Raw genomic sequence first — 26,230 nt, forward strand, 5'->3', positions numbered from 1 at the left:
TATTAGGGGAAAACATGCGGATAAGCATAAAATAAAATCTAGAAATTCAAGGTTAATAATGTAATTTTATCACTCTAAATTAGAGTTAGTGACAAACTAGCATTGAAGGTTTATCAAAATCTTGGTAGAAGAATTATACATTTAAATCGACAACCTATCAAATGAGAAAAATATTTAAAATATTGTTGTATTCCGTATTATGTTTTCTTCTTGTGGGAGTTCTTAGTTTCTTTTATTTAAAAAGTGACTTCAATAATAGTTTTAACAAAACTGAATTGAAGACACTAAAAGTCAATATCAAAAACTCGAAAGAGCTTCCCGATAAATTTGTTTCAACTTTCAAACAAATTTATCCGTTCACATCAACTATGGGAGTTCTTTCAGATAAATTACTAAAGAACAAAAACAATTACAATTGCCCTTGTTTAGATATAGCCCGATATAGTTGGAATTTGACCCTGCAAAACAATAAAATTACAGGAAACAGCTATGTACTTGCTTTGAAAATAGAGGAAGAAATATCTCAAAGAGCCTGTCTCAACTATTTAGCATCAAGGTATGATTTTTTATACAATACACGTGGAATACATCAAGCATCGCTTTTTTATTTTAAGACCGAATTAGATTCTCTAAACACAGAACAATATGCTATTCTTAGTCTTATGATGGAGAATCCTAGTGTCTTTAATCCCAAAAGAAATCCCCAAAAATTAAAAGAAATTCTAAAGAAGAAAAATTTATTGATAATAGATTAGGAAATCGACATAGACTAAAAAAAATCCTCCAATGACATCATATCAATGGAGGATTTTTTAAAAGATTATTTTGAATACGATTCTGTATTAAAATTCCATCACCTTCACTGCTTCTTGGAGATAAATATCATTCTCTAATGATTCTATCCACTTTTTGTTGATGTTTATATACAAACTATCTTTTTGAATTTCAGGAAGATCTACCGATAAATTATTAATAACCAAGTCTTTTCTATTGTTTTCCATCAACTCATCTAATCCTTTTGAGTCTTCTTCCTCTTGTTTTCTTTCCTGCTTATAGGTTTTATAGTGAAGGGGAACCATAGAGTCATCTCTATCAGCTTTGAGTTCTTTTGCTTGCTGATCTATAAATTGAAAAACACTGTCTTTTGCTAAAAATTCATCATAGTATTTTTTAGCTTTCTTCTCGTTCAATTTGTTTCTATAAAAATCATGCTTTGCCATTTCCATTTTGTCCCAAGCCAAGGCAAATTCACGGTCATTTTCACCGATATTGATGTATCGATAGTTATCTGGCAATACTATATCACTTTTCACTCCTCGTCTTTGAGTAGATTCCCCATTGATTCTATAGAATTTGTGGGTAGTTATTTTCAAAGATCCTAATTGTCCTAAATTTTTGAAACGATTTCCAAACTGACGATCAAAACTCATAACATTTTGAACGGTACCTTTTCCAAAAGATTGATTAGATCCCATAATAATAGCTCGGTCATAATCCTTTAAAGCTCCAGCTAAAATTTCTGATGCCGAAGCTGAAAAATTATTAATTAGAACAATAAGCTTTCCATCAAAAACCATTTTTTTATCACGGTCATTCCATACTTTTTTATTTCCATCATAACTTTTCACTTGTACGATAGGTCCATCACTAATAAAATACCCTGCAATATCTACCACATCAGAAAGAGAACCTCCTGTGTTGTTTCTAAGATCAATAATTACTTTATCGACACCTTCTGCCTGTAATTTTTGAAGTTCCTTTTTCATATCCGTAGAACATCTTCTCCCTTTTCTGTCGCTAAAATCGACATAGAATTTAGGTAGTTTTATATATCCTACTTCTTTTTCGTCACCTATTAAGGCAGATTTTGCATACGTCTCTTTATTCACTATTACATCTCTCACGATGGTGATATCTTGAAGACTTCCATCTATTTTTCTTACCGTAAGTGTTACCGGAGTCCCTTTATCTCCACGGATATAACGAATGGCATCACTCAATAACATGTCTTCAAGATCTGTTGGCTCTTTTTCTTTTTCAGCCGCTTTTAGTATAATATCTTCCACCTCTAGCTCTCCTTGTAAATGACAAGGCGAACCCGGAATTATTTCGGCTACTTTAATTTCTCCTTCTGCTTGACTGAGTCTTGCTCCTATTCCTTCTAATTTTCCTGACATAGAAATATTAAAATCTTCATTTGATTTTGGAGCCAAATAAGTGGTATGAGGATCTATTACGTGCAAAAGGCTATTAATATATTGCTCAAAACGATCTTCATCTTTTAATTTTCCCATTCTATCAAACCAAGATTCAATACTTTTAAGAGTTGCCTCTCTTGATGCTTTTTCCAGTTCTTTCCAAGAAGTTTTTTTCTCACCTTCTTTGATTCCTTCTTGTGTTTTTTCTCTTGAGTAAATTCTCGATAAAGTAGAAAGCTTTAGGTTTCTTCTCCAGACTTCTTTAAGATCATCTTTTGTATCACACCACATTCTATTTTCGGCATCGCTATCTATTTCCTCTTTAATTTCATAATCAAAAGGTTTTGCTAGAATTTCTTGATAATACGTTTTTGCCTCTTGAATCCTTTCTTTTAAGATTTCTTGTGATTCTAAATACAAGTCTAACTCTGCATTTTGAATATAATCATCTAAACGTGTTTTGTGAACCGATAGTTTTTCAATATCCGTAGAAAGGAGAAACTGCTTTCCATAGTCTAAAGATTTAATGTATTCATCAAATGCCGTAGCGGCATACTCATCATTAATTTTGGGAGCATGGTAATGACGTGCATCTAATGCCGAAAAAACCATCGACTGCACAATTCCTTGTTTTCTTCTGTTGGGCTTTTCTTCATTTGAATCTCCTTGGCTAAAGCTCATAAGAAGTATTCCTACTAAGACAATTCCAGTATATTTTTTGAGTTTGTTTATTTGCATAGTGTTGAGTTACCAAACGGGTTTGACTATCAAAGCTAAATGATTATTTTGGCTTTGAAACAGTGTTTCACATTATTTCACATAATCTAAATCAAATAGATCTGTTCGGCCATGCTGAATGCCTAGATTTAAAAGAAGCATATCAAGTACTATTCCATTCTTCTTTCGTACTCAAAACCTTCTAAGCTATAATACAAAAAACGCACTAAATGAATTGTTTGATCTTGTTTTGCTCTTTGCCCCATCTTTACCATTGTATAAATAGTTGCTATAATAATTGCAGATATCGGGAATGTCCATAACCAAGGTGTATGATTATCAAACTGATAATATTGCACCAATCCGTAAATCCCTGCAAATGTACCTACAACAGAAAGAAAACCATAAATAAAAACAAAAATCACCCAATTGCTTTGTTTTGGACCGATGAGGCATCTTACCATGGTATCATCTTCACTATCACCCATCGTTTGATCAAAATTGAGATGCAAAACAGGCGAAAAAAAAGATTGTTCCTCCTTCTTCATATAAATATCTAGGTGGGTTCCATACGTTTTCACAGGGTAAACACTCGGTTCTTCTTGTGCTTTTTTCCATACTTGCTTCATGAGATCTTGATCATCTGCTTGTGCCAATACTCGAAATCTTGGTCGTATTTCTAATGGATCTACATGCTGATATTTATTAAATGCCATTGGTCAATTAAGGTTATAATTCGGATTGTAAGTTACAGAAAGTTTAGAGGAATGCAAAATTTGATAAATCTGCTTCGTATGCCTTTGAAATTAAATCTTTCAGAAAAAATTTGGTTTTCGTGAAATTAAAACCTAAAGCTCCCAAAAGTGAGTTAGATATAAAAGTAGATGAACCACCATTCTCAAAAAAAAATGTACCTTTGTTATACTTCATTAATCATTTTAATTGTCTAAAATTATGAAAACAAAGTTTTTAAGTATTTTATTTTTCACCCTTTTCAGTGTTTCAAGTGCTTTGGCATGTAATGTTTTGACAACTACACAGTACAATAATCTTTACACCGCTTTGGAAAGCAATGTAACAAGTGATGATTTTGTCTCTTATTTTCGAACAGTAACCGTAAAAAAATGTTTGAATTTTGATCAATCTAAAAAAATTCTTCTTTTGGTGAAGAAACAAAAAAATCAAGATTTGATGAATCGTTTTATGGAGATTTTGTCTGAAAGACTTGAAGATTCTACAAATGATCTACCAGCACTGAAACAATTAGCCACATCTTAACAAATTGATGGTAAACGAACAAAAACAACTTAAATTAATAGCCCTTTCTTGGGCTATTGTCATTTCTATAGGTGCGCTCTCTGCTCATGCCTTAGAAAAATCCCTTTCTCAAGATGCTTTAGCTAGTTTTATGACCGGTAACAAATATCATCTTTATGGAAATATAAGCTTGGTACTTTTGCTGCTGATTAATAAACATTGGCCTCTAAAACATCTCAAAAGAGTACTTACAATTCAATGGATTGGAATGCTTTTGTTTTCAGGATCCATATATTTATTAGCCACAAAATCTTTGCATCACATTGATTTTGTGAGTAATCTATGGCCTTTAACCCCATTAGGAGGAATACTTCTTATTTGGGTTTGGATAGACGTAATTATTAACCTAAAAAACAAATAGTTAGAAAAGCAAAGGAAATTTTAAAACCTTGAAAAACTTATAATTAATCAAAGATTTATACCTTTGCAGAACTTTCTTATTAAAAATAAAAGAAAAAGTAATGACTGAAACAGGAAAACGATCTTCTAAATTCCAGATCTCGGAATTAGGAATCAAAGACGCTACTGTTTATTGGAATCTAGATCCAAAAGAATTAACAGCCAGAACGGTAGAAAAAGGACAAGGAACCATTGCAGACTCAGGAGCATTGGCAATTGACACAGGAAAATTCACCGGAAGATCGCCTCAAGACCGATTCATTGTAAAAGATGATATCACAAAAGATGCAGTTTGGTGGGGAGACATTAATATCCCATTCGAAGCAGCTAATTTCGACAAGCTGTATCACAAAATGATGGAATATTTAAGCGGAAAAGAAATTTATGCGCGTCATGCATTTGCTTGTGCAGACGAGAACTACAAACTACCTGTAACGGTAATTAACGAGTATCCGTGGTCGAATATGTTTGTTTATAACATGTTTATCCGTCCTGAAGGGAACGAAATTGAAAACTTCGACACAGAATGGAAGGTAATCAACGCTCCAGGTTTCTTTGCAAATCCATCAGAAGATGGAACAAGACAAGAGAACTTCGCTGTTCTTAGCTTTAGCAAAAAAATGATCCTTGTAGGTGGAACAGGTTATACTGGAGAAATCAAAAAAGGAATTTTCTCTGCTCTTAACTTTATTCTACCTTACCAAAAAGACGTATTGGCAATGCACTGCTCTGCCAATGTAGGAAAAGATGGAGATACCGCTGTATTCTTCGGGCTTTCAGGAACTGGAAAAACCACTCTTTCAGCGGATCCAAAAAGAAACCTTATTGGAGATGATGAACACGGATGGGCTGCTGACTCAGTTTTCAACTTTGAAGGTGGATGTTATGCCAAGACAATTGACTTAACTGCCGAAAAAGAACCCGATATTTTCAATGCAATTAAAGAAGGTGCTCTTCTTGAAAACATTGTATATACTGAAGGTACTAACCAAGTGGATTTTACACGCTCTGACAAAACAGAAAACACACGTGTAAGTTACCCAATTTACCATATCAACAATATTCAAACACCATCTGCTGGTCCAAAACCTAAGAATATTTTCTTCTTAACTTGTGATGCTTTTGGTGTATTGCCTCCAATTTCAAAATTGAGTTCTGCTCAAGCTATGTTCCATTTTATCTCTGGATACACAGCCAAAGTAGCAGGAACGGAAGCAGGAATCACAGAACCACAAACTACTTTCTCAGCATGTTTTGGAGCTCCATTTATGCCACTTCACCCAACTTTTTACGCAGAAATGCTAGGAAAGAAAATGGAAGAGAACGACGTAAATGTATGGCTTGTTAACACAGGATGGACTGGTGGTGAGTACGGTGTAGGATCTCGTATGAAACTAGGTTACACACGTTCTATGATTACCGCAGCTCTAGAAGGAGACTTAGATAAAGTGGACTACGTACAGCACCAAGTTTTTGGATTGAATATGCCAGCAACTTGTCCTAATGTACCAGACGAAATTCTTTCTCCAAAGAATACTTGGTCCGACAAAAATGCTTATGATGAAAAAGCTAATGAATTAGCTGAAAAATTCTTGAGCAACTTTGACCAATTCAAAGAATATGCAAATGAAGAAATCCTTTCTGGAGCACCAAAGGTGAACGTATAAGGAAAAGCTTCAAAAAAGCGATCATAAATTCAAAAGCTATCCATAAATTTGGATAGCTTTTTTTGTGTCAACGAAAATCAATAAATCATGGATCATTACGGAAAACTATATTTTGTACCTACACCCATAGGAAACTTAGAAGACATGACTTTTAGAGCCATAAAGGTCTTAAAAAAAGCAGATGAAATATATGCAGAAGACACCCGAACGACCCGAAAACTATTGAATCATTTTGAAATAGAGAACAACCTACTCTCCTTTCATCTGCACAATGAACATAAACTGGTGGATAGCATTCTTGCAAAGCTAAAACAAGGAAGAACACTCGCTCTAGTTTCTGATGCAGGAACACCTGCCATTTCAGATCCTGGATTTTTACTCTCACGTGCTTGTGTTCAAAATTATATTGAAACAGAATGCCTTCCCGGTGCAACAGCTTTTGTTCCAGCACTAGTAAAAAGTGGTTTTCCTTGCGAAAAATTTGTATTTGAAGGATTTTTGCCGCCCAAAAAAGGAAGACAAAGTAAACTCCTATCTTACCAAGAAGAAAAACGAACCATTGTTCTATATGAGTCTCCGCATAAAATTGCCAAAACTGTCAAGCAAATTGTAGAATTTATCGGTCCCGATAGACAAATTGCCATCTGTAGAGAAATCTCAAAATTATATGAAGAATGCCTTAGAGGAACCGCTGAAGAGCTCGCTGAAATATTGGCTACCCAAAAGCTAAAAGGAGAAATTGTTCTTTTAATTGCACCCTCATCGTTCCAGTTTGAAATGGAATAAAAAATAACTTTATATACATTTTACGAATACCAATAGCTCTCCAAAAGAGACAAATATCACCGTAATAGAACTTTAAAAAACTGTGTTAAGTTATTGTTAACTAATAAAAAAGAACACTATAATTTTAATAAAAATAACTAATTGTTTTTCAGACACTTATTTCAAGCTCTATCAAAAGTTAAAAATTCAACAAAAATCCCTAAAAAAAGTTAATAAATAAGTAAAGAAAAGGGTTTGCAAAATTCCCCAAGTCGCCATAGATTTGCCCATCACTAAATTGAAAAAACAACTCAAGATGAAAAAAACAGTATTTAGTTTTCTTATCATGTTAGTCTTTTTGTCATTTGAAGCCATGGCACAAGGAATTGTAACAGGTAAGCTAGTTGATGCCTCATCAGGGGAGACACTGATTGGAGCAAACGTAGTAGAAAAAGGAACTTCAAACGGAGTAGCAACAGATGCCTTCGGTAAGTTTAAATTAAACGTATCAAACAACAATGGTACACTCGTATTGTCTTATGTAGGATATCAAGACAAAACTGTTTCCTTTGCTTTATCTAATGGAAAAGCAAATATGGGAACTGTGAAGATGTCTGCAGACGGAAAACTTGGAGAAGTAGTACTTGTTGGTAAAGGAATTATTGACTTGGCAGAGGATAGAAAAACACCTATAGCTGTTTCTACAATTACTCCTGAAATAATTAAAGCGAAAGCTGCAAACAACGATTTACCAGAGCTTATTAAATCAACACCTTCTGTACAAAATGTAAAAGGTGGTGGATATGGTGATGGTCAAGTTTTCCTTAGAGGTTTTGACCAAACAAACACTGCATTCCTATTAAACGGACAACCGATTAACGGAATGGAAGACGGAAAAATGTATTGGTCTAACTGGAGTGGAGTAATGGATATTGCAAACGCAATCCAAGTTCAAAGAGGATTGGGATCTTCTAAACTTGCCATCTCTTCAGTAGGAGGAACGGTAAACATTGTAACCAAGACTGTTGACACTAAAGAAGGTGGATTTATCGGTGGAATGGCTGCAAACAATAACTATATGAAAACCAATGCGTATTATTCTACAGGATTGATGGATAACGGGTTGGCTGTATCGGCTATGTTAGGTCATTGGCAAGGAGATGGATACATTGATGGAACTGTAGGACAAGGTCAAACGTACTTCTTATCTTTGGGATACAAGCCTTCTGAAGAGCACGTATTCAACTTTTTAGTTACTGGAGCACCACAATGGCACGGAACTTCAAGACATCAAACGATCACTAAATTTTATGATGCAGATAAATTAGGAGCACAAAGCCTTAGCGATCAATTACAAGAAAATAGAAGATGGAGCAATAACTACGGATATTACAAAGGAGAATTATATGCTGGTGGTAGAAATTTCTACCATAAACCAATCGTAAACTTAAGTTGGGACTGGACAATTGACGACAAAAAAGAACTTTCTGTAACAGGTTATGGTTCACTCGGTCGTGGTGGTTTCGCTTTTGGAAGTGGAATTGACAGAAACTCTCAAGGTCTTTATGACTATGATGGTGCAGTTGATGCAGGAAAAGGATACACAAAGGCATCAGTAAATGCTCACAACTGGTATGGTGTTCTTGCCAATATGAATATTGAATTGAATGACAATTTAGAATTGAATATTGGAGCAGATGGACGTTTCTATAACGGACAACACTATCGTGTAGCTACAGATTTCTTCGGTGTAGATTCTATTTCTCAAGAAAACAGAAGCATTGGAGAATATGCTGTAAAGAATACACAAGGATTTAACCCATGGGGGTCAATTCCATTTTTTAGCGATATAGCTAGAAAAGATAGAATGGACAGAAATTTCTCAGAAGATATCAACTATTTTGGAGCTTTTGGACAATTAGAATATGCGAAAGACAACTATTCTTTATTCTTACAAGGAGCAATCTCAAACCAATCTCACCAAAGACATGGTTTCTGGGGTACTACAAAAGACGTATTAGATCAAGGATTGGGTGATTCAGAAAAAATCACAAACTTAGGATACAACCTAAAATTAGGAGGAGCTTATAATGTGACTGATCAAGACAAAGTATATACAAACTTCGGATACTACTCTCGTCAGCCTTTCCATGATGACTTGTTTGTAAACAATAATTATTCAAACGTTACGAACCCACTTACTGTTGATCAAAATCAAGAAATCACAGGTATTGAAGCAGGATATAAGCACGTAGGTGATGTTCAGGTAAATGCCAATGTTTATTATACACAATGGGACAACCGTGTGATGAATGGTGGAGGTATTGATAATGACAAAGATGGTGTTGATGATCAATTCTCAACTGTTGGACCAATCTCTCAAACACACTATGGTGCTGAACTTGAATTGATGTCGCAACTTACTGACAAACTTAGTGTTTCGGCATACCTTTCTTTAGGTGATTGGAGATATGGTAGTAATGGAGTAGCAAGAACAGTTTCTGACGATCCTGCAAATGCTGAAAAATACGGAGATACAACACAAATCGTTTACTTGGATGGTGTAAAAGTAGGAAATGTAGCACAAACTACTGCTGGTATTGGTCTAAATTATGAGGTAACAAAAGAACTATCAATGAATGCTAACTACAACTATTATGCAGATATGTATGGTAATACAACAAGAGTTGAGGCATTTATTAATGAAGACCACAAAGGAGCAATTAAGCTTCCAAGCTATAGCACAGTTGATTTAGGTGTTCGTTATAACGTTGAGCTAAAGAATGGAAATTCAATTGATGTTAACTTGAATGTAAATAATGTATTCGATAAACTATACATTGAGAACATTAGAACCAACAACCATATTGAAACAGACTCAGAAGGTCAATGGAATGGGGTAGATGTTTCTAACCAAGTTAAATGGGGTTATGGAAGAACTTGGAATTTTGGGGTTCGTTACAACTTCTAAATAAATTTCAATTAGAAAAATACTTCTAAAATATTTTAAACCACCTATCGAAAGATTAGGTGGTTTTTTTGTTATTTAAATTAAAATATTGATTTACAACACTGTAATAAATAACAAAAATTCGTTAAAACAACTAATAAAAGTTATATTAAACAAGAACATTAATATAGTTTTGTTTTTATATTTGATTCAAAGAAGAATATAGATGACTGAACATCAATTTTATATAACTAAACGTATTTCATTCTAATTTCCTCTAGAGAGCATATTAACTTTAAAGAAAATTTAAAATTTATATGTCTTATGAAAAAACTATTACTATCCACACTGTGCATAATGATAACCTCTACAACATTCGGGCAAATCGGGATAGGAACGACGATTCCACATTCCTCTGCAATTTTAGAAGCATCTTCTAATAATAAGGGACTTCTCATTCCAAGAATTTCTTTAAATGGAAGTAATGATATAACCACGATAAGTAACCCAGCCACCTCACTTTTAATATTTAATACAAATACAGTAAATGGTACACATTCTCTACAACCTGGATATTATTATTGGAATGGTAGCAAATGGAATCTTTTATTAACAGGTGAAGACCATAATCCCATCTGGACACAAAATTCTAGTAATGAAACCACCTCATTAAATCATTTATCAGATGGCAGTACAACAAGAAATGCAGACAGTAATTTATTTATTTCCGATAAGGGCCATCTAGGAATAGGAACAGAAAACCCACAAGGAAGAATAGAAGCACATACAAAAACAGAAGATATACTTTTTGTACGTTTCAACAATCAACTAGAGAATGATTTAGATATTGATATGATTCGTTTTAAAGAAAACTCTACTAGCAATGTTACCGAAGAAAACATCAGTGCAGGTGGTTTAAGATTTCGTTTAGCCTCCAATGTTCTAAGCCCTCCATCTGTGGATGCTTTAGACAAAATTCCGCCCATCGCCGAGATTAGATCGTTGGCAGACTCAATTGTAACACCCACTAGTACTCCAGGAAGACTAGAATTTAGAACCACTCCTGCAGGAGAAAACCGACCTCAAACCAATATGGTTATCAACCATAGAGGAAAAGTGGGAATAGGAATCGTAAAGCCCGAAAAATATTTACATATTGAGGCAAAGAACGATAGTATAATGGTTGAAAACTTAGCAGGAAATGGCGATGTAATGGTCATCAACAATGCTGGAAAAGTTTATAAAGGTCGAGCAAATTCATCATTCGCCATAGAAAGAGTCATTCATTCCAATTATACCGTTACGATAGAAGATGAAATCATTTTGGCTGATGCCATGAACGGAGCACTTACGGTTACCTTACCCGCAAATCCTCCCTCGGGAAAAAAATTTATTATCAAAAAAATTGATCTTAGCACGAACCTAGTAAGTATTTCTAGTACTGCAACGATAGACGGGAGTGCCATGCAAATTCTTAATGCTCCTTTCAAACTGATTTCTATAGTATTTAGTGATAATCAATGGTATGTGATTTCTCAGTAATCAATTCTAGCCGCTAATGACAAATACCTTACTAAATATCTTATAAAGGTACTGATATACAACAAAGAATTTAAAGAAACGCTTGTCGTTTCTTTAAATTCTTTGTTGTATGTATTAAATCTATAATAAGATTTAGGCAAACCTAAACATTTCTCAATCAGGTGCCTGAGACTATTTTATATTTTTATTCCAGACATGATAATAATATTGGGTTTGCTCTAACTGGTAACCACAACTTTCATAGAATTTACAAGCAGGAATATTTTCACCTTGAGTAACCACTTGAAGTTCTTTAAATCCTAAATTATCCACCCACTTTTCAGCAGAACTCATTAAAGATTTACCAATACCTTGACCTCTATATAACCCATCTACTGCTATTAAGCCAATATCTGCACGTCCTTTAGTTTCCTTTAAGGTTACAAATCCTGCTAAACCTCCTTGAGCTTGAAAACCTAGTACATCAAAAGCTAATTCTCTATTGATGGAATTTTGAATCCACAACTGATACAATTCTTCAAATTTTCCTTCCTCAATATTCTTGTCAACATTAAACCTAGAATATTCACCACTTTGGATAGCGATATTCAAAATTCTATCATTAGGACCAAATTGTTCAATACTCGTAACAGCTGGATTAATCGTTTTTAAAGAATCTACCGTTTTTAAATAAGTTACCTTACGATCAACAAATTTTATTTCCAAATCTTTATGATCAAATTGGGAAAAATCCATTTCCTCTGAACTTGCAAGATAACATAATTTGTAATTTTCATCAAGAATCGTATTCAAAGCTTCGTTTATTTCAAACATACATGAAGTCTCAGCTCTTATAAACCCAACTTTATATCTAAAAAATTCGGAATCCCATTCTAATTTCTTTATCATCTCTCAGCTATTTTAGAACCTCTATTGATGAAAATGAATTAGTTAGAGAATGTTTTCCAAACCTACCATACCATCTATAGAGTTATTTTACCAATTAGCATTAAACTACTTACCATAGGTAATTTCAACAAAGATATGGTTTTGATTCCTATTACATCTGATGTATTTAATTTTATATACTGATGTATTTATTTTTATATACTACCTATCGTAAATCATTCACCTAAATCTTGAAAATGTTCTTCTGAAAAAAAGATTTCATACAAAATATTCCCCAGTAATTCCTCCATCCGTTCTAAAGATGTAGCATAAGGCAATGATGAAGACAAAGGCTGTTTCTCCATGGATCGGATAAACCAAATCCCTACAGATACTTGAGAATTATTACTATTCTGACTTCCATAAAGCACTAAATAAAACAGTACTTGGAGCGTTTTTGCATGTTTTTTGGGATTCCCCCAGAAAGTTTCAAATATTTTTTTTGTAGTGAGTTGTTCTACTTTCCCTGTTTTATAATCCAATAAACGAACTTCCCCATTAAGTTGATCCACTCGATCTATATACCCTTTTAGCTTCACAGGAAATGGTATTTTCTCAAACTTCTTTTCTATTTCCAATTTCATTTCATTGGCAATAATTAGAAGTTCATTTCCTTGCTGGACGACCTCTAAATCTGTATAAATTACCCGATCAACAAAGCGTTTTGCTACTTGAATCTGCAGTCTATTTTGTGCCTGATCTAAATAGACTCCATTTCCCAATTTTTCAAATTCTTCACGAAGGAAAGTGCTACTTTGTTTAAGGTAAGACTTAAGAATTTCCTCTGAAAGAGGCACCCCTATATTTTGATTATACAAACGCTCAAGGCTATTATGAATCACTGTTCCGAGTTCGTTTATGGCGATATTTTCATTTTCTTCCTCATCACGAATACCCAAAACATAGTTTCTGTAAAAAGCTAAAGAACTATAAAAATAACTATTAATCCAAGAAGCTGAAATTCCTTTTTTTGCCCAAGAAATCAATTGTTCCTGAGAAAATTGATCACGGGCATATTCCACCTCTAAAGTCTTTGGGAATTTCTTAAAACTAAAATGATGTTCTTGTATTTCTGCGGATAAGTGAGGGTGATGCTTCCACTCTTGTATCAGCTGCATTACAAACCTGCTCACCTGACTTCCTCCTGTGGTATCTACATTAGAATTGTACACAAAAACCACTTCTTTTACACGCTGAAGCAAACGGAAAAAATGATAAGCATAAACGGCATCGTTTTCAATATGCGTAGTAAGTCCATAATGTTTTTTCAGCTCATAAGGAATAAAACTGTCCTGACTTTTCCCTTTGGGCATCACTCCTTCATTGATATTGCTAAATACGATTCGATCATAGTCTAATAATCTCGTTTCTAGCATTCCCATTATCTGGAGTCCCCCAATAGGATCACCCACAAAATCTATCTGTTGTTGAGAAACGACTTTTTCTACCAATAACTGAAAAGTATTAAAATCATTGATTAAACTCGAAAACTCCTCAACAATTACTGCCATTTGATCCCAAATCAAAAAGAATTCATATAAAAATTCTTTTTCCAATGTTTTGATTTGAGGGTTTTTCTTCACTAATTCTATTGCTTGAAACCCCAGTTTGAGTAAATCCTCATTACTTTCTATTCTTTGAAAGAATAATTGCAAAACATTCAGTTGATTTTTTTCTAATAAATCATTCCAAAAGGCTGCACCAGACCACCATCTATTTTGTTTTTTTACCTCCAAGAAAATCTGTTTTGTATCAAAATGACTAAAAAAAGGATGAGAAAACAAAGTCTCTATAGTGGGAAGATAATAACTACCTTTCTTGGTTTTAACCAATGCCAATATTGATTTTATAAACTGCATGGTGGGACTGGCAGAAAGTGGAAATCCCATTGTAATATTTACCGAAGAAATCCCATCAGGAAGTCTTGACAAAAAAGGAAAAAGAGCTTTTTCGTCACAAAGAACATGAGCCGTTTTGTGCTGTATTTCGCCCGCTTCTTTCCATTTATTTAACTGGTGGCTACACACTTCCATTTGCTGATATATCCCATTGGCAGGAATGACTTTCATCTGTTGTTTTCCCGCTCTGAAATAACTTTTTTTCCAAGGAAAATCTTTTGGGATAAACTCTCGCCATTGCTCCCAATACTTTCTTATAAACATTCCTGTTTCTTGGTGTATATCTTGGAGCATATCATGATCTATATCCCACAGAATTTGTGCCTTTTTATGACGAATGTAAAAATCAAAAATTTGTTCTTCCGCCTTGCTCAGCGCATTAAATCCTATAAAATAAATAGGCGTATTTTCTTGAGCCTTTTCACGAATACTTTCGGCAATAGTCCTCAGCTGTTTCCCAGAGTAAGTCCAAGCTCTTTTTTCTAGTTTTTGATGAAAAATATGATGAAGTTGGTGAGCAATTTTCCAAAACTCTTCATGTTTTTGCTTTAACAAACTATTTTTATGAAAAGCCTCTATACCCAACTGCTCACTCCAGGCATCAATCTCCGAAAAATCTTGTAAATGATTCAACAAGGCAGATACATCTGCCATGCTCTTTTCCATTTCATTAAAATCTGCCAAAAGCGTATTTGCCCATTTTATAAAACTACCAAAATGTTCTTTTTCTTCTATTTTTATTTCCTTATAAGACTCAAAAAGTAAAGCTTGTAATCTTAAAGGATGCACCACCGTTTGATCCGATTTTTCGGCTAACCAATCTTGAATACTTACAATTTTTGGTAAAGCACTAGGTAAAGGTAAAATTTTGGCAAATTCTTTTTTTAGAAAAACACCGATTCTTTTTCCAGGAACTACCAAAATAACCTCCTCCATTTGAAGTTCTTTCTTGGCAATATATTGTGCTACATTTTTTATAAAATTATCCATTAACCTACAGTTTTAATCACTAATTTTTCTATATAAATTAAACAAGATTTAGTTATTCTAAGCCCTGATTTCTCTAGAATAGCTCGATATTTTTCTACCTGATGCTCATGCTCCACTTTTGGCTTTCCTGTTTTATAATCCAATAATAGATAGTCCCCATTTGGGCGTTTTACCAGTCTATCTGGTCTAAACAAAGCTCCTTGTGAATCTAACCAATCCCTTTCATTATAAACGATATTTTTGGGATCAAAAAAGGCATCCATCTCTGGCAATTCTAGTAATTTTTTGATTTTTGCATACCATTCTTCCTGAATATTTTCGGGCACCCATCGGTGAGCAAAATAATTTCTTAGAGCATGATCTACTTCATTCCTATGCTCTATACTCGCCAAAATATCATGGAGTGCATTTCCTGTTTCTTGTGCATCAAACCTTGTGAAATGATCGGGCATTTCCCCTATTTTCTCTGCTATGAGAATTTGCTCACTCCAAGAAGCATTTAATGCGGAATTTATTTCTTTTGTTTCTCCTTCATTTGCTTTCTTTTCTGGCACTTTCTTATGATGTTTTTCTCCAAATATTACCACAGGATTTTCTATTTCACTAAACGGAAAATGGTTTAACAATCTTTGTGGCAAATCTGTTTCTTGGGTTCTGTTGGTATAAAAATTTAATAAATACAATTCTGTTTTAGCTCGTGTACATGCCACATAAAAGAGGTTCGTGGAATCCGAAAAATCTTCGGCTTTCTGTTGGGCAGACACTTGAGCAAATTCTTTGATCATTTCTTTAGGAAAAGTCTCCAGAATTTTCTTTGAATAATTTGTATAAATTTCTGGAATTTCTTCATGAATATTTGAAGGATACCAATGCTTATTTTTTGCAGTAGAAGCCGTCCAAGAATTCATAAATGGAATAATAACCACAGGGTATTCTAGTCCTTTGGACTTGTGTATTGTTTGTAAAACAATGGCATTTCCTTTATTTTCGAGATCTATTTTCCATTTTTCTTCCATTTTTAGACCCGTTTTTACAAAATCCGCTAGATTGAGCCTTCCATATTTTTTTTCTTGGAATGCATTTTCAAGAAATTGCATAAGGTAAAGATTGTTTTGTAGACCTAAATCCAAAATCAGTTTTTCAATCAATTCTGTATAACTGGTTTCTGCGTGAGTGGGAAAAGGAAAGCCCAATGCCTCAAACTGTTTATCTAGTGTAAGATTTTGATGCTGTACAAACCATGCTCCATAACCGTCATGATGTTTTATATGATACAGATTATACAGAATTTGTTCCACTAAAATTGGGTTCTGATTTCCTGATAAATATTGTAGAATTTTGAACAGTAATTGTACCTGCGAATCAGAGAATACCAACAGACTTTCGCTATCTACAAAAGGGATTTCCTGAGCAAGTAAGAGCTCTGAAATCGCTTGAATATCTTTATTTTTCCTAAACAAAATACTGATATCTCCATAAGAAAATCCCCTACTCAAATTATCCTCAATGATGGATAGAATTTTTTGGGCATTGGTTTCGTTTATTTCTTCAGTCTCTACGCTGGCGTGAGTGATTTCCACAAAACCTTGACGGTTTTTGTAATGTATTTTTTGTTCTGCTTGCTGATAAATTTCTTTCCAACTTTCTTGAGGAAACTCCTGGCTTACCATTTTTGCAAAAAGCTGATTGTTAAAATCTACAATCACTTCATCACTTCGCCAATTGGTGTCCAAAAGTGGGGCATCTTCCACTTGAAAAGCTCCTTGATTTCGTTCTTTTTTTAGTCCCAAAAGAATTCCTACATCACCTCCTCTAAAGCGATAAATAGACTGCTTAGCATCACCAATGAGCTCTACTTGATAACCTTTTGAAAGGATATTTTCTAATAAAGGAAAAAGATTATCCCACTGAGCATTAGAAGTATCTTGAAATTCATCTATAAAAACGTATTCATAATATTCACCCATCTTGAGAAGCATCATAGGAATATCCGAAGTTTTTACAAAATTCTCTAGAATCGTATTCAGGTAACTCAATGGTAATAATGACTCTTGACTCAGGTAATCCTCCATATATTTCAAAAGTAGATACTCCAGCTCAATATTTCTCAGTTGACTAATAAGTTTTTGAAGATGAATGAGGTGCAACAAAAGTCTTCGGATATTTTCCGCATATTCATCAAAAAAAGAAGCCATTTGCCCTTGTGCTTGTTCAAAAATCGCTAAGTTTTTTTTGCTAAAAAACACTTTATCCTCCAGTCTTTTTAGAAAAGTTTTAAAAGCACCTTCTGCAATTTTTTTCTTCCAATCCCCAGGTGTTCCTAAAATAACTTTTACGCATTTTGCATTGCGTTGGAAATCTGTCCAAGCAACTTCATTGGTTCTCAAAACCTCTACAAATCCACTCTGGATCGTATCTAAAGCGGCTTCTATCTCTTTTTGTTCTTTGTCTAAATTCTTTCTAATGCTTTTTAATTCATCAAATGATTGAATATCAAATAAATATTGGTATTTTTTACGATATTCTTCACGTACCAAATTACCTGCAATTTCACCCAATTGATACTTTAAATTCCATGATTTTCCATCTTGAAGTAGCTCCGAAATAAATTGTTGGATATATTCATCAAATCCCTTGTTTTCATTGATTTGCTCAATAAGTTCATTTATAGAATAATCAAACCATTCTTGATAATCTGCTAAGATTTCAAAACTTGATTTAAGTCCTACTTCAAACCGAATAGAACGAATGATTTTAAGCATGAATTTATCAATGGTAGAAACGGCAAAGTTTGAATAATTATGAAGAATAGATTGCTGAAGCTGAAAACATCGTTGGTGTAATTGCTCTTTGGAATACCCAAAATACTGAGCAAATTCTACAAATAAGGTATTTTCGGTTCCTTGTGAGAGAAAATCTCCTAAAGTTTCCACAATCCGATCCTGCATCTCTTTTGCAGCTTTATTAGTAAAGGTTATTGCTAATATTTTTTGATAAACTGTGATGGGCTGATCTGGTGAAAGACAAATTTTTAGATAGTTTTTGACCAAGGTATAAGTCTTCCCAGAGCCCGCCGAGGCATCGTGTATGATTATTCTTCCCATTGATTGAATTTAAGCTTTTGCAAATTACACTAATCAGTGCAAAATATACGTCAGGGATTTTAAAAAGTGGCTTTTATAGCATTTATGGTCTTCATTTAATCATAGACATAACGCCGATACATTACTAATGTTTAATTATGAACTGAGTAAATAAAAAACAACAGAAATGGCATTGTGTAATATTCTAGTCTTCTGATAAGAAAATTTCACTCAAAAAAGCATCATATCTCAAATAGAACGAATATTCCCTAAATTTGCTTTTATGCAAGAAGCGGAAAATGAAAAATGGATGCAAAGATGCTTAGCATTAGCATCAAAAGGGATTTATGGAGTACAATCAAACCCCATGGTGGGTTCAGTGGTGGTCCATGAAGGAACTATTTTGGGTGAAGGATACCATGCTCAGTATGGCGAAGCTCATGCAGAAGTCAATGCGATTAAAGCAGTTGTAAAAAAAGAGCTTCTTCCTGAGAGTATATTGTATGTAAGCTTAGAACCCTGTGCACATTTTGGGAAAACACCTCCTTGTTCAGATCTTATTATTCGCTACAAAATTCCTAAAGTAGTCATTGCTACAATTGATCCTTTCTCTGAAGTAGCAGGAAAAGGGATCGAAAAACTCCGAAAAGCAGGAGTTGAAGTTGTTTTGGGGGTATTGCAAGAGGAAGCCCGATTTCAAAACCGAAGGTTTTTTATGTTTCACAAGGAAAATAGACCTTATATTATCCTTAAATGGGCAGCAACAGAGGATGGATTTATTGATTACCAAAGAACAGAAAATCAAAAAGGAAGTCTTCCCATTTCTCAAGCAGAAAGTGCTTATATCAACCACCAATGGAGAGCAATGGAAGATGCCATTGCTGTGGGAACAAAAACTGTAGAAACAGACAATCCTTCTTTAACCACCAGAAAGTTTTTTGGGACACATCCTACCAGAATTGTTTTAGATGCTCATGAGAAATTGAACAAAGATTATCAAGTTTTTGATCAGCAAGCAGAAACCCTTTGGATTACCGAACCAAAAAGCACGAGCTTCTTTCGAAATTTTTATCAAAAATTGATTGCCGAAAATATTCAATCTGTGGTAATAGAAGGAGGGGCAAAAACCCATCAATTTTTTATTGATGCTGGAGCTTGGGATGAAATTAGAATCATTCAGTCCAATAAAAAAATTGGGAAAGGATTACCACAAGCACAAATTGGACAAGATCATCCTGTTTTTTTTAGAAAAAAATACCTTAACGATACCATTATTGGAATCAAAAACAAGAACCTAAACCTCTAAATGGAAAGAGATTTTTACTATACCATTGAGCAAAGTGCCGAAGGATTTCTTAAAGAAAAAGCAAGCAAATTTTTCGCTTATGCCTTCCCCACAAAAAATGAAGAAGCCGTTAAAGATGCCTTGGAAATTTTACGAAAAAAGCATTATGATGCCCGTCATCACTGCTATGCTTATAGACTGGGGCAATACGGAGAAATTACTAGAGCCAATGATGATGGAGAACCTTCAAACTCGGCAGGAAAACCAATTTTGGGACAGCTTCAAGCTTTTGATGTAACCAATTGTTTGATTGTAGTAGTACGATACTTTGGAGGAACAAAATTAGGTGTAGGAGGCCTCATTCAAGCCTATAAAGAAAGTGCTAAAGAAGCTTTGGAAAACGCCGAAATACTCAAAAAAACCATTGACAAACAATTTACAGTTCATTTTGGATACAACGAAATGAATACCGTTATGCGTATTCTGAAAAATATTCCTGCCACAGATATTGTGCAAAATTTTCAAGAAAATTGTATTATTACTTTTTCTATTAGAGAAGGAGAAGCAGATTCGGCTGTTGCCAAATTTTCGAACCTAAAAAACATAGAAATACAACCTATAAAAACCCCATAGATGAATTTGGATTTATTACAAAAACTACAAGAAATATATGCCCCAGCTGGAGAGGAAGAGCAGTTGAAAGACTACCTACTTAGCTATATCAAAAAAAACAAAAAAGACTGGAAAGTACAGCCCGAAGTATTTCATGGAAAAGAATTTCAAAACTGTATTGTTCTTGTTTTTGGGAAACCCACAACGGCTATTTTTGCCCACATGGATTCCATCGGTTATACCGTAAAGTACCAAAACGAATTAATTAAACTTGGAGGAACTTGTCAGATAGACGGTATAGACCTTTTTGGGTACGATAGTCAAGGGAAAATAGAGGGAAAACTCAAAGTAGAAAAAAGAACCAATAAATTGAGCATCGATTTTCCAAGAACCATAGAACCAGGAACAAATTTGGTCTATCAATCAAACTGGAAAGAAACCAAAAACTATGTTCGAAACTGCTATATGGATAATCGTTTGGGGGTTTGGAATGCTCTTGAAGTTGCCAAAACCTTGAAAAATGGTGCGCTCGTTTTCTCATGCTGGGAAGAAACAGGTGGTGGATCTATCGGATATTTGGCTAAATTTTTATATGAAAAATACCAAGTTCAACAAGCTCTTATTTCTGATATTACTTGGGTTACCGAAGGCGTAAAAGCCGGAGAAGGTTGTGTGATTTCTCAAAGAGATAGCGGAATTCCACGTCGTTCTTATATCAAAAGAATCATGCAAATAGCTGATGAAAACGGTATTGCTTTCCAGCGAGAAGTGGAAGGCGCAGGTGGTTCTGATGGGAATCAACTACAAAAATCCGATTTTCCTTTCGATTGGTGTTTTGTGGGTGCTCCTGAACAAAATGTTCATACCCCAAAAGAAAAAGTACACAAGGAAGACATCAAATCGATGGTTAAACTCTATAAATGTCTCATGAAAAATCTCTAAAAAATGGCTCTTTTACCTTCTAATATGATGCCGCTTGGTACGCAGGCACCACATTTTGCACTAACAGAAGTACGTACCGAATCTATTATTGACCTCAACTATCTTGCTATAGAAAATGGTCTCGTTGTGATGTTTATCTGCAATCACTGTCCTTATGTGGTTCATGTGGCAGATACTTTAGTAAATATCGCAAGGGAGTTTGCAGATAAAGGAATCACCTTTGTGGCAATCAATTCTAATGATGCTGAGACATACCCCGAAGATTCCCCAGAAAAGATGGTGGAATTTGCAAATAATAACGAATTCCCTTTTCCTTATTGTTTTGACGAAAATCAGGAAATTGCAAAAGCTTACGATGCGGCTTGCACCCCAGATATTTACTTTTTTAACGAAGATAAAAAATTGATATACAGAGGTCAAATAGATGATTCTCGTCCTGGAAACGAAGCTCCAAAAGACGGAAAAGATTTACGAGAAGCACTCGATAGGCATATCAATGGTGAGAACCAAAAAAATGAGCAAAAGCCTAGTACTGGTTGTAGTATAAAGTGGAAAAACTAAATAATAAACGATGTTTTCTTTCACTTGGTCGAAAACAAAGTTCAGTTATAAAAGTCTGAGCTTACATTTGAACCATATTATTTACACCCAATCTATTTTATATTTATTATTAACACCTATTTAAAAAGAAGGCTTGAACTGAGTTCAAGCCTTCTTTTTTTTGGTTCATATTTCTATATTCATACGATCTCTAATGGTATACGGATCATTAATCCACTTAACCACTGTTTTTTAACCCAATCTATAGATTTCTAAATATCAATTGTAAACTGAGTGAGATAAGTGGTCATATCTTAATGTATCCCTTCAAACAACTACCGCACTTTCTTTAAAATAGCAATATAAAATCTTTTGTTTTTAGAGAGATTTTGGAAAAGCATTTGGTATTTGTCATTATTTTGAAAATACTGTATTGGAATTCCTTTATGTTCTTTGTTATTTGGACGATGTGTATAATGTGAGTCCCACACAAAAATGGTTCCCACTGGGAGTTCATCCATCTTTTGGGGTGTGTACATCCCTGAAATATAATGATCTTTTCTTTCTTGTGCCGTACTTCCATTAAAATACATAAACATATTATGATTGGAGAAAATCGGTTTTTCTTTTGCCAGTTTGTTTCGCTCAAAAAACTTTACGGCTTTTTGTACGCTAATCTCTTCTTCATTCAATTTATAGGGCTTTTCTTGCTGAATGGTATGTCCGATAATGAGAATAGCAACAACCCAACTGAGTTTTTTTAGATCCATAATCCCTAGATGACTCACTATTAAAATGAGCCCCATCCCGATAAAGAACATCGCCATTTTACTATTATCAACTACATCTGTAAATGCCACATGATTATACTCGTAACTAAGCATTGTTACTACCAATAAACCATAGATTCCTAAAATAATGAGACTGATTTTTGGGTTTATTTTCTCGGCAAGATATTGATATCCCAATGCTCCAAAAACACCAATGATGGGAGCAAAAAGGACAATTTGACGCAAGTTTGCACTTAGTTTAAATAAGGTAAAAGCAGGCTCTGTCACCAAGCACATAAAAATAAAAACAGGTACCAAAGCAATATAAAGAATATGATATTTTTCAAAAAATGATTTGATTCCTTCTTTTGCGTACACAAACCCTAAAAAACCAAGGAGAAAAAGAGCTGTTGAAATAACTCCTACACTTGGTGTAAACATTTTCCAGAGATGGAAAAATCCGAATTCTTTATAATGATCCAATCCACCACCTGTAAGCTGATCCCAAAGAAACAAAGGGTTCCCACTGTGCAACCATCCAAAAAAATTGAGCAATAAAGGAGCGATAAAAAAACCAATTATTGGTAACCATTGCTTCCTTATGATAAACATAAGCCCAATAAAACCAGATGCCAATACCATTTCTTGACGCAGAGTAAACAAATAACCTGCTAACAAAGCCACTGCCCAATATTTTTTCTTTACATAAGCTAATACAATAATGGACAAAACCAGCCCTGTTATTATCTCCGAATAATTTCTAAAGGCAATCTGATACAGCATTGGAATGAATGCAGTAATCACCATTCCTAACGTCCTATAGGGGATTTTAAAATGTTCTATTATTTTTCCTGAAATAAAAGCTGTAGCAGAAGCAAAAAGAATATTGGTCCATAAAACAGCTTTTGCACCAAATAAGGCAGGAATAATATAAGCAATCTTAAATCCTGGTTTCGACCAAGTGGAAAGAATAGAAGAAGGTTCTACCCAAAACTGTTGCATATTTAGAAAATGAGCCGCCTCATCATGCTGATAATATCCTTTTGAATAGGTGCTAAAAACATAATAAACAAGTGCTATAATGGCAGCAACACCAAGATAGAATTTCTCTTTTTGAACAAAACTTTTGAAAGACATAAATATTGATCTAGTTTTTAAAAAGGTCAATTTACTATTTATTTTGAAATATTCTATCCTCTTTTTTAAGGATAAATACTCAAAATTCTGGATGACTAAATGATGTGAATTCAAACTAAAAAACCGCTATAAGCTAACTTATAACGGTTTTTCCATCTAAAAACAAAAATGAGTATTACATCTTTACAAATCGAGTTTGTTGTTCTCCTCGACCATCAGAAGTAATTAATATATAGTTTCCGTTTGGAAGGTCATTAATTGAGATTTTTCTCGCAAAAGCACCTTGTTTTACTACTCTACCTGATAGATCATGTATTCTATATGATTGAGCATTTACAGACTCTATATTTAACAGATCCTGTGCTGGATTCGGATATACATTAATATCCAACTCAGAATCGGTAAGTTCTTCTCCTAAATCATAACCAGGACCAGCATATTTACCTTCCAATCCTTCTTTCTTAGAAATGTTGATTGTGTAATCTTCAGTCTCTCCCCATGTATAATTTCCACAAGGGTTTGGATAAGATCCATATTTCATTACCACACGCATTCTGGTATTTCCTTCCAATGCGTTATTTGGAACAGTAAATGAATAAGAATAATTATTCCCGTTATAAGTTACTCCCTGAACTACTTTTTCATTGTTCTCAAAAGTTCCATTTTGGTTATAATCAATCCACACTCTCCATCTTTCTGAATAATTGCTATAAGCAAATCCTGCACTTAAAGTTAGTGTTACCGTTTCTCCATTAGTTACTTGAGCAATTTGAGAAGTAAAATCTCCATAACCATTATCAGAACTTGTCGCATTTGAAATTGATTTAATTCCTACAAAGTCAATGTATTCATAGTTTTGATAATTTCCTTTTGAGTCACAATAAGGAATAGAAAGTGTCGTAAACGATTCAAGAGTTGAAGCTAATGAGTTATTTCCACTCAAATCCTTAGCAATTACATATACTTGATAATTTGTTACAGCAGACAATCCTGTTAAAGTATAATTAGTATTGTTTGTTGTTCCTAATAAATTATGATTATGGTCGTAAATTTCATAAGATACTACTCCCGAATTATCTGTTGAGGCATCCCAGCTTAAATCAGCTTGATCAAAACTTATATTCGAAACAACTAAGTTTGCAGGAATCGTAGGAGCTTGTGTATCCTCTAGAATGGTTACGGTATAATCCTCTACTTCACCCCAAGTAAACGTTCCACATGATTGCGGATACGAACCATATTTCATAATCACTCTCATTCTTGTGGCTCCTGTCATTGCTGATGCAGGAATGGTAAAGTTTACGGTTTTTATTGCTGCGTTATTAGTACTCGTTTGAACCATTCGCTCGTTGTTCTCAAAAGTTCCATTTTGGTTTAAGTCAATCCAAACACGCCATTTTTCAGAATAAGAACCATAGGTAAATCCTGCACTTAACTGCATTGTTGAAGAACTTCCTTTATATAAATTGGTATTCATATTTGTGTAGTCTCCATAACCATTTGCTTCCTGCCCTGATACATTGTTTAAACTTCCTAATTTTACAAGATCAATAAACTCATAATTTTGGTAGTTTCCAGAAGCTGCACAATAGCTAATAGAATTTGCTAAAGTAGTAAAGGTTTCATCAGCGGTAAATCCAGACTGATTTCCTGCTCCATCTAAAGCTCTTACTTTTACTGTATAATTCGTTGTGGCATTTAAACCTGTAAAATTATAAGTTGTAGCATTTACAGTGGTAACCAAAGTTCCATCTAAATAAACTTCATATCCTGTAACTCCTGCATTATCTGTTGATGCAGACCAAGAAGCTGTTGCTGATGTCGCAGTGATCGATGAAATTGCCAAATTCGTTGGAATTGTTGGTGCTTGAGTGTCAAGAGTGGTAAAAGTTTCATCTGCTGTAAATGCCGATGAGTTTCCTGCACCATCTTTCGCTTTTACTTTTACTGTGTAGTTTGTAAAAGCATTCAATCCCGTAAAATTATAAGTCGTTCCATTTACCGTAGCTACTAAAGCTCCATCTAAATACACTTCATACCCCGTAACACCAATATTATCTGTAGAAGCATTCCATGAAGCAGTTGCTGTAGTCATCGTGATTGATGAAACAGTCAAGTTTGTTGGAATTGTTGGTGCCTCTGTATCTGGAGTAGTGAATGTTGCATCAGCGGTATATGCCGAATAATTTCCTGCCGCATCTTTCGCTCTTACTTTTACTGCATAAGCTGTTAAAGCAGAAAGTCCAGTTAAATTAAATGTCGTTCCTGATACCGTTCCGACTACTGTTCCTTTTAAAGACACTTCATACCCCGTAACACCAATATTATCTGTAGAAACATTCCATGAAGCAGTTGATGTAGTCATCGTGATTGATGAAACCGTCAAGTTCGTTGGAATTGTTGGCGCTTCTGAATCAGGAGTTGTAAAGTTATCAACAACTGAAGATGCCGAAAAAATTACTCAAGAAACTATCCCTAGTACAGTTAAAAA

The 26,230-nt window shown here is 34.3% G+C and carries 18 protein-coding genes; 11 read left to right on the forward strand and 7 right to left on the reverse strand.

Annotation, left to right across the window (positions count from 1 at the left end; all coding sequences use genetic code 11):
• Positions 1-161 precede the first annotated feature (161 nt).
• A complete protein-coding gene (locus N4A45_03780) occupies positions 162-755 on the forward strand; it encodes a transglycosylase domain-containing protein (GenBank protein MCT4664340.1) in 594 nt (197 codons plus the stop codon).
• 87 nt (positions 756-842) lie between these two features.
• Here N4A45_03780 and N4A45_03785 read toward each other — a convergent pair whose 3' ends face one another.
• Together N4A45_03785 and N4A45_03790 are read right to left on the reverse strand one after the other, a co-directional pair.
• Positions 843-2,936, reverse strand: a complete 2,094-nt coding sequence (locus tag N4A45_03785; protein MCT4664341.1) for a carboxy terminal-processing peptidase — start codon at positions 2,934-2,936, stop codon at positions 843-845.
• A gap of 149 nt (positions 2,937-3,085) precedes the next feature.
• Positions 3,086-3,631 (reverse strand): hypothetical protein, encoded by a 546-nt coding sequence (locus tag N4A45_03790; protein ID MCT4664342.1) that lies wholly within the window; start codon positions 3,629-3,631, stop codon positions 3,086-3,088.
• Positions 3,632-3,869: 238 nt separating this feature from the next.
• On the opposite strand from N4A45_03790, the gene N4A45_03795 reads away from it, so the two are divergent.
• The 6 genes from N4A45_03795 to N4A45_03820 all read left to right on the forward strand — a co-directional run bounded on the left by N4A45_03795 (position 3,870) and on the right by N4A45_03820 (position 11,555).
• A complete protein-coding gene (locus N4A45_03795) occupies positions 3,870-4,193 on the forward strand; it encodes a hypothetical protein (GenBank protein ID MCT4664343.1) in 324 nt (107 codons plus the stop codon).
• A 7-nt stretch (positions 4,194-4,200) separates the two neighbouring features.
• Positions 4,201-4,593 carry a DUF423 domain-containing protein gene (locus N4A45_03800; protein MCT4664344.1) on the forward strand — a complete coding sequence of 131 codons (393 nt, stop codon included), beginning with the start codon at positions 4,201-4,203 and terminating at the stop codon, positions 4,591-4,593.
• Between the two features lie 100 nt (positions 4,594-4,693).
• Entirely contained in the window at positions 4,694-6,298 is a 1,605-nt protein-coding gene (gene pckA, locus N4A45_03805; GenBank protein ID MCT4664345.1) for a phosphoenolpyruvate carboxykinase (ATP), read from the forward strand.
• Between the two features lie 87 nt (positions 6,299-6,385).
• A complete protein-coding gene (rsmI, locus tag N4A45_03810; protein MCT4664346.1) occupies positions 6,386-7,084 on the forward strand; it encodes a 16S rRNA (cytidine(1402)-2'-O)-methyltransferase in 699 nt (232 codons plus the stop codon).
• Between the two features lie 295 nt (positions 7,085-7,379).
• Positions 7,380-10,034, forward strand: coding sequence for a TonB-dependent receptor (locus N4A45_03815; GenBank protein MCT4664347.1), 2,655 nt, complete (start codon positions 7,380-7,382; stop codon positions 10,032-10,034).
• 303 nt (positions 10,035-10,337) lie between these two features.
• Positions 10,338-11,555: a hypothetical protein gene (locus N4A45_03820; protein ID MCT4664348.1), complete on the forward strand. Its 1,218-nt coding sequence runs from the start codon at positions 10,338-10,340 to the stop codon at positions 11,553-11,555.
• Between the two features lie 171 nt (positions 11,556-11,726).
• Here the strand turns inward: N4A45_03820 and N4A45_03825 are convergent, their stop codons facing one another.
• The 3 genes from N4A45_03825 to N4A45_03835 form a co-directional block, all read right to left on the reverse strand.
• Positions 11,727-12,443, reverse strand: a complete 717-nt coding sequence (locus N4A45_03825) for a GNAT family N-acetyltransferase (protein MCT4664349.1) — start codon at positions 12,441-12,443, stop codon at positions 11,727-11,729.
• Between the two features lie 215 nt (positions 12,444-12,658).
• Entirely contained in the window at positions 12,659-15,370 is a 2,712-nt protein-coding gene (locus tag N4A45_03830) for a PD-(D/E)XK nuclease family protein (protein MCT4664350.1), read from the reverse strand.
• A complete protein-coding gene (locus N4A45_03835; protein MCT4664351.1) occupies positions 15,370-18,474 on the reverse strand; it encodes a UvrD-helicase domain-containing protein in 3,105 nt (1,034 codons plus the stop codon). Before N4A45_03835 ends, N4A45_03830 begins: the two co-directional genes overlap by 1 nt.
• A gap of 262 nt (positions 18,475-18,736) precedes the next feature.
• On the opposite strand from N4A45_03835, the gene ribD reads away from it, so the two are divergent.
• Genes ribD through N4A45_03855 form a run of 4 tightly spaced genes read left to right on the forward strand, consistent with a single transcriptional unit; the run spans position 18,737 to position 21,853 of the window.
• Positions 18,737-19,759: a bifunctional diaminohydroxyphosphoribosylaminopyrimidine deaminase/5-amino-6-(5-phosphoribosylamino)uracil reductase RibD gene (ribD, locus tag N4A45_03840; GenBank protein ID MCT4664352.1), complete on the forward strand. Its 1,023-nt coding sequence runs from the start codon at positions 18,737-18,739 to the stop codon at positions 19,757-19,759.
• A complete protein-coding gene (locus N4A45_03845; GenBank protein MCT4664353.1) occupies positions 19,760-20,371 on the forward strand; it encodes a YigZ family protein in 612 nt (203 codons plus the stop codon).
• The gene (locus tag N4A45_03850; GenBank protein ID MCT4664354.1) at positions 20,372-21,292 is read left to right on the forward strand and encodes a M20/M25/M40 family metallo-hydrolase; all 921 of its coding nucleotides are present in this window, start codon (positions 20,372-20,374) and stop codon (positions 21,290-21,292) included. It begins immediately after the preceding gene.
• Positions 21,293-21,295: 3 nt separating this feature from the next.
• A complete protein-coding gene (locus N4A45_03855) occupies positions 21,296-21,853 on the forward strand; it encodes a thioredoxin family protein (protein MCT4664355.1) in 558 nt (185 codons plus the stop codon).
• A gap of 314 nt (positions 21,854-22,167) precedes the next feature.
• Here the strand turns inward: N4A45_03855 and N4A45_03860 are convergent, their stop codons facing one another.
• Complete coding sequence (locus N4A45_03860) at positions 22,168-23,739, reverse strand: hypothetical protein (protein MCT4664356.1); 1,572 nt, start codon at positions 23,737-23,739, stop codon at positions 22,168-22,170.
• 175 nt (positions 23,740-23,914) lie between these two features.
• Complete coding sequence (locus N4A45_03865; protein ID MCT4664357.1) at positions 23,915-26,125, reverse strand: GEVED domain-containing protein; 2,211 nt, start codon at positions 26,123-26,125, stop codon at positions 23,915-23,917.
• Between the last annotated feature and the right edge of the window lie 105 nt (positions 26,126-26,230).

Source organism: Flavobacteriales bacterium (assembly GCA_025210805.1).
In the GTDB taxonomy this organism is placed as follows: Bacteria; Bacteroidota; Bacteroidia; order Flavobacteriales; family CAJXXR01; genus JAOAQX01.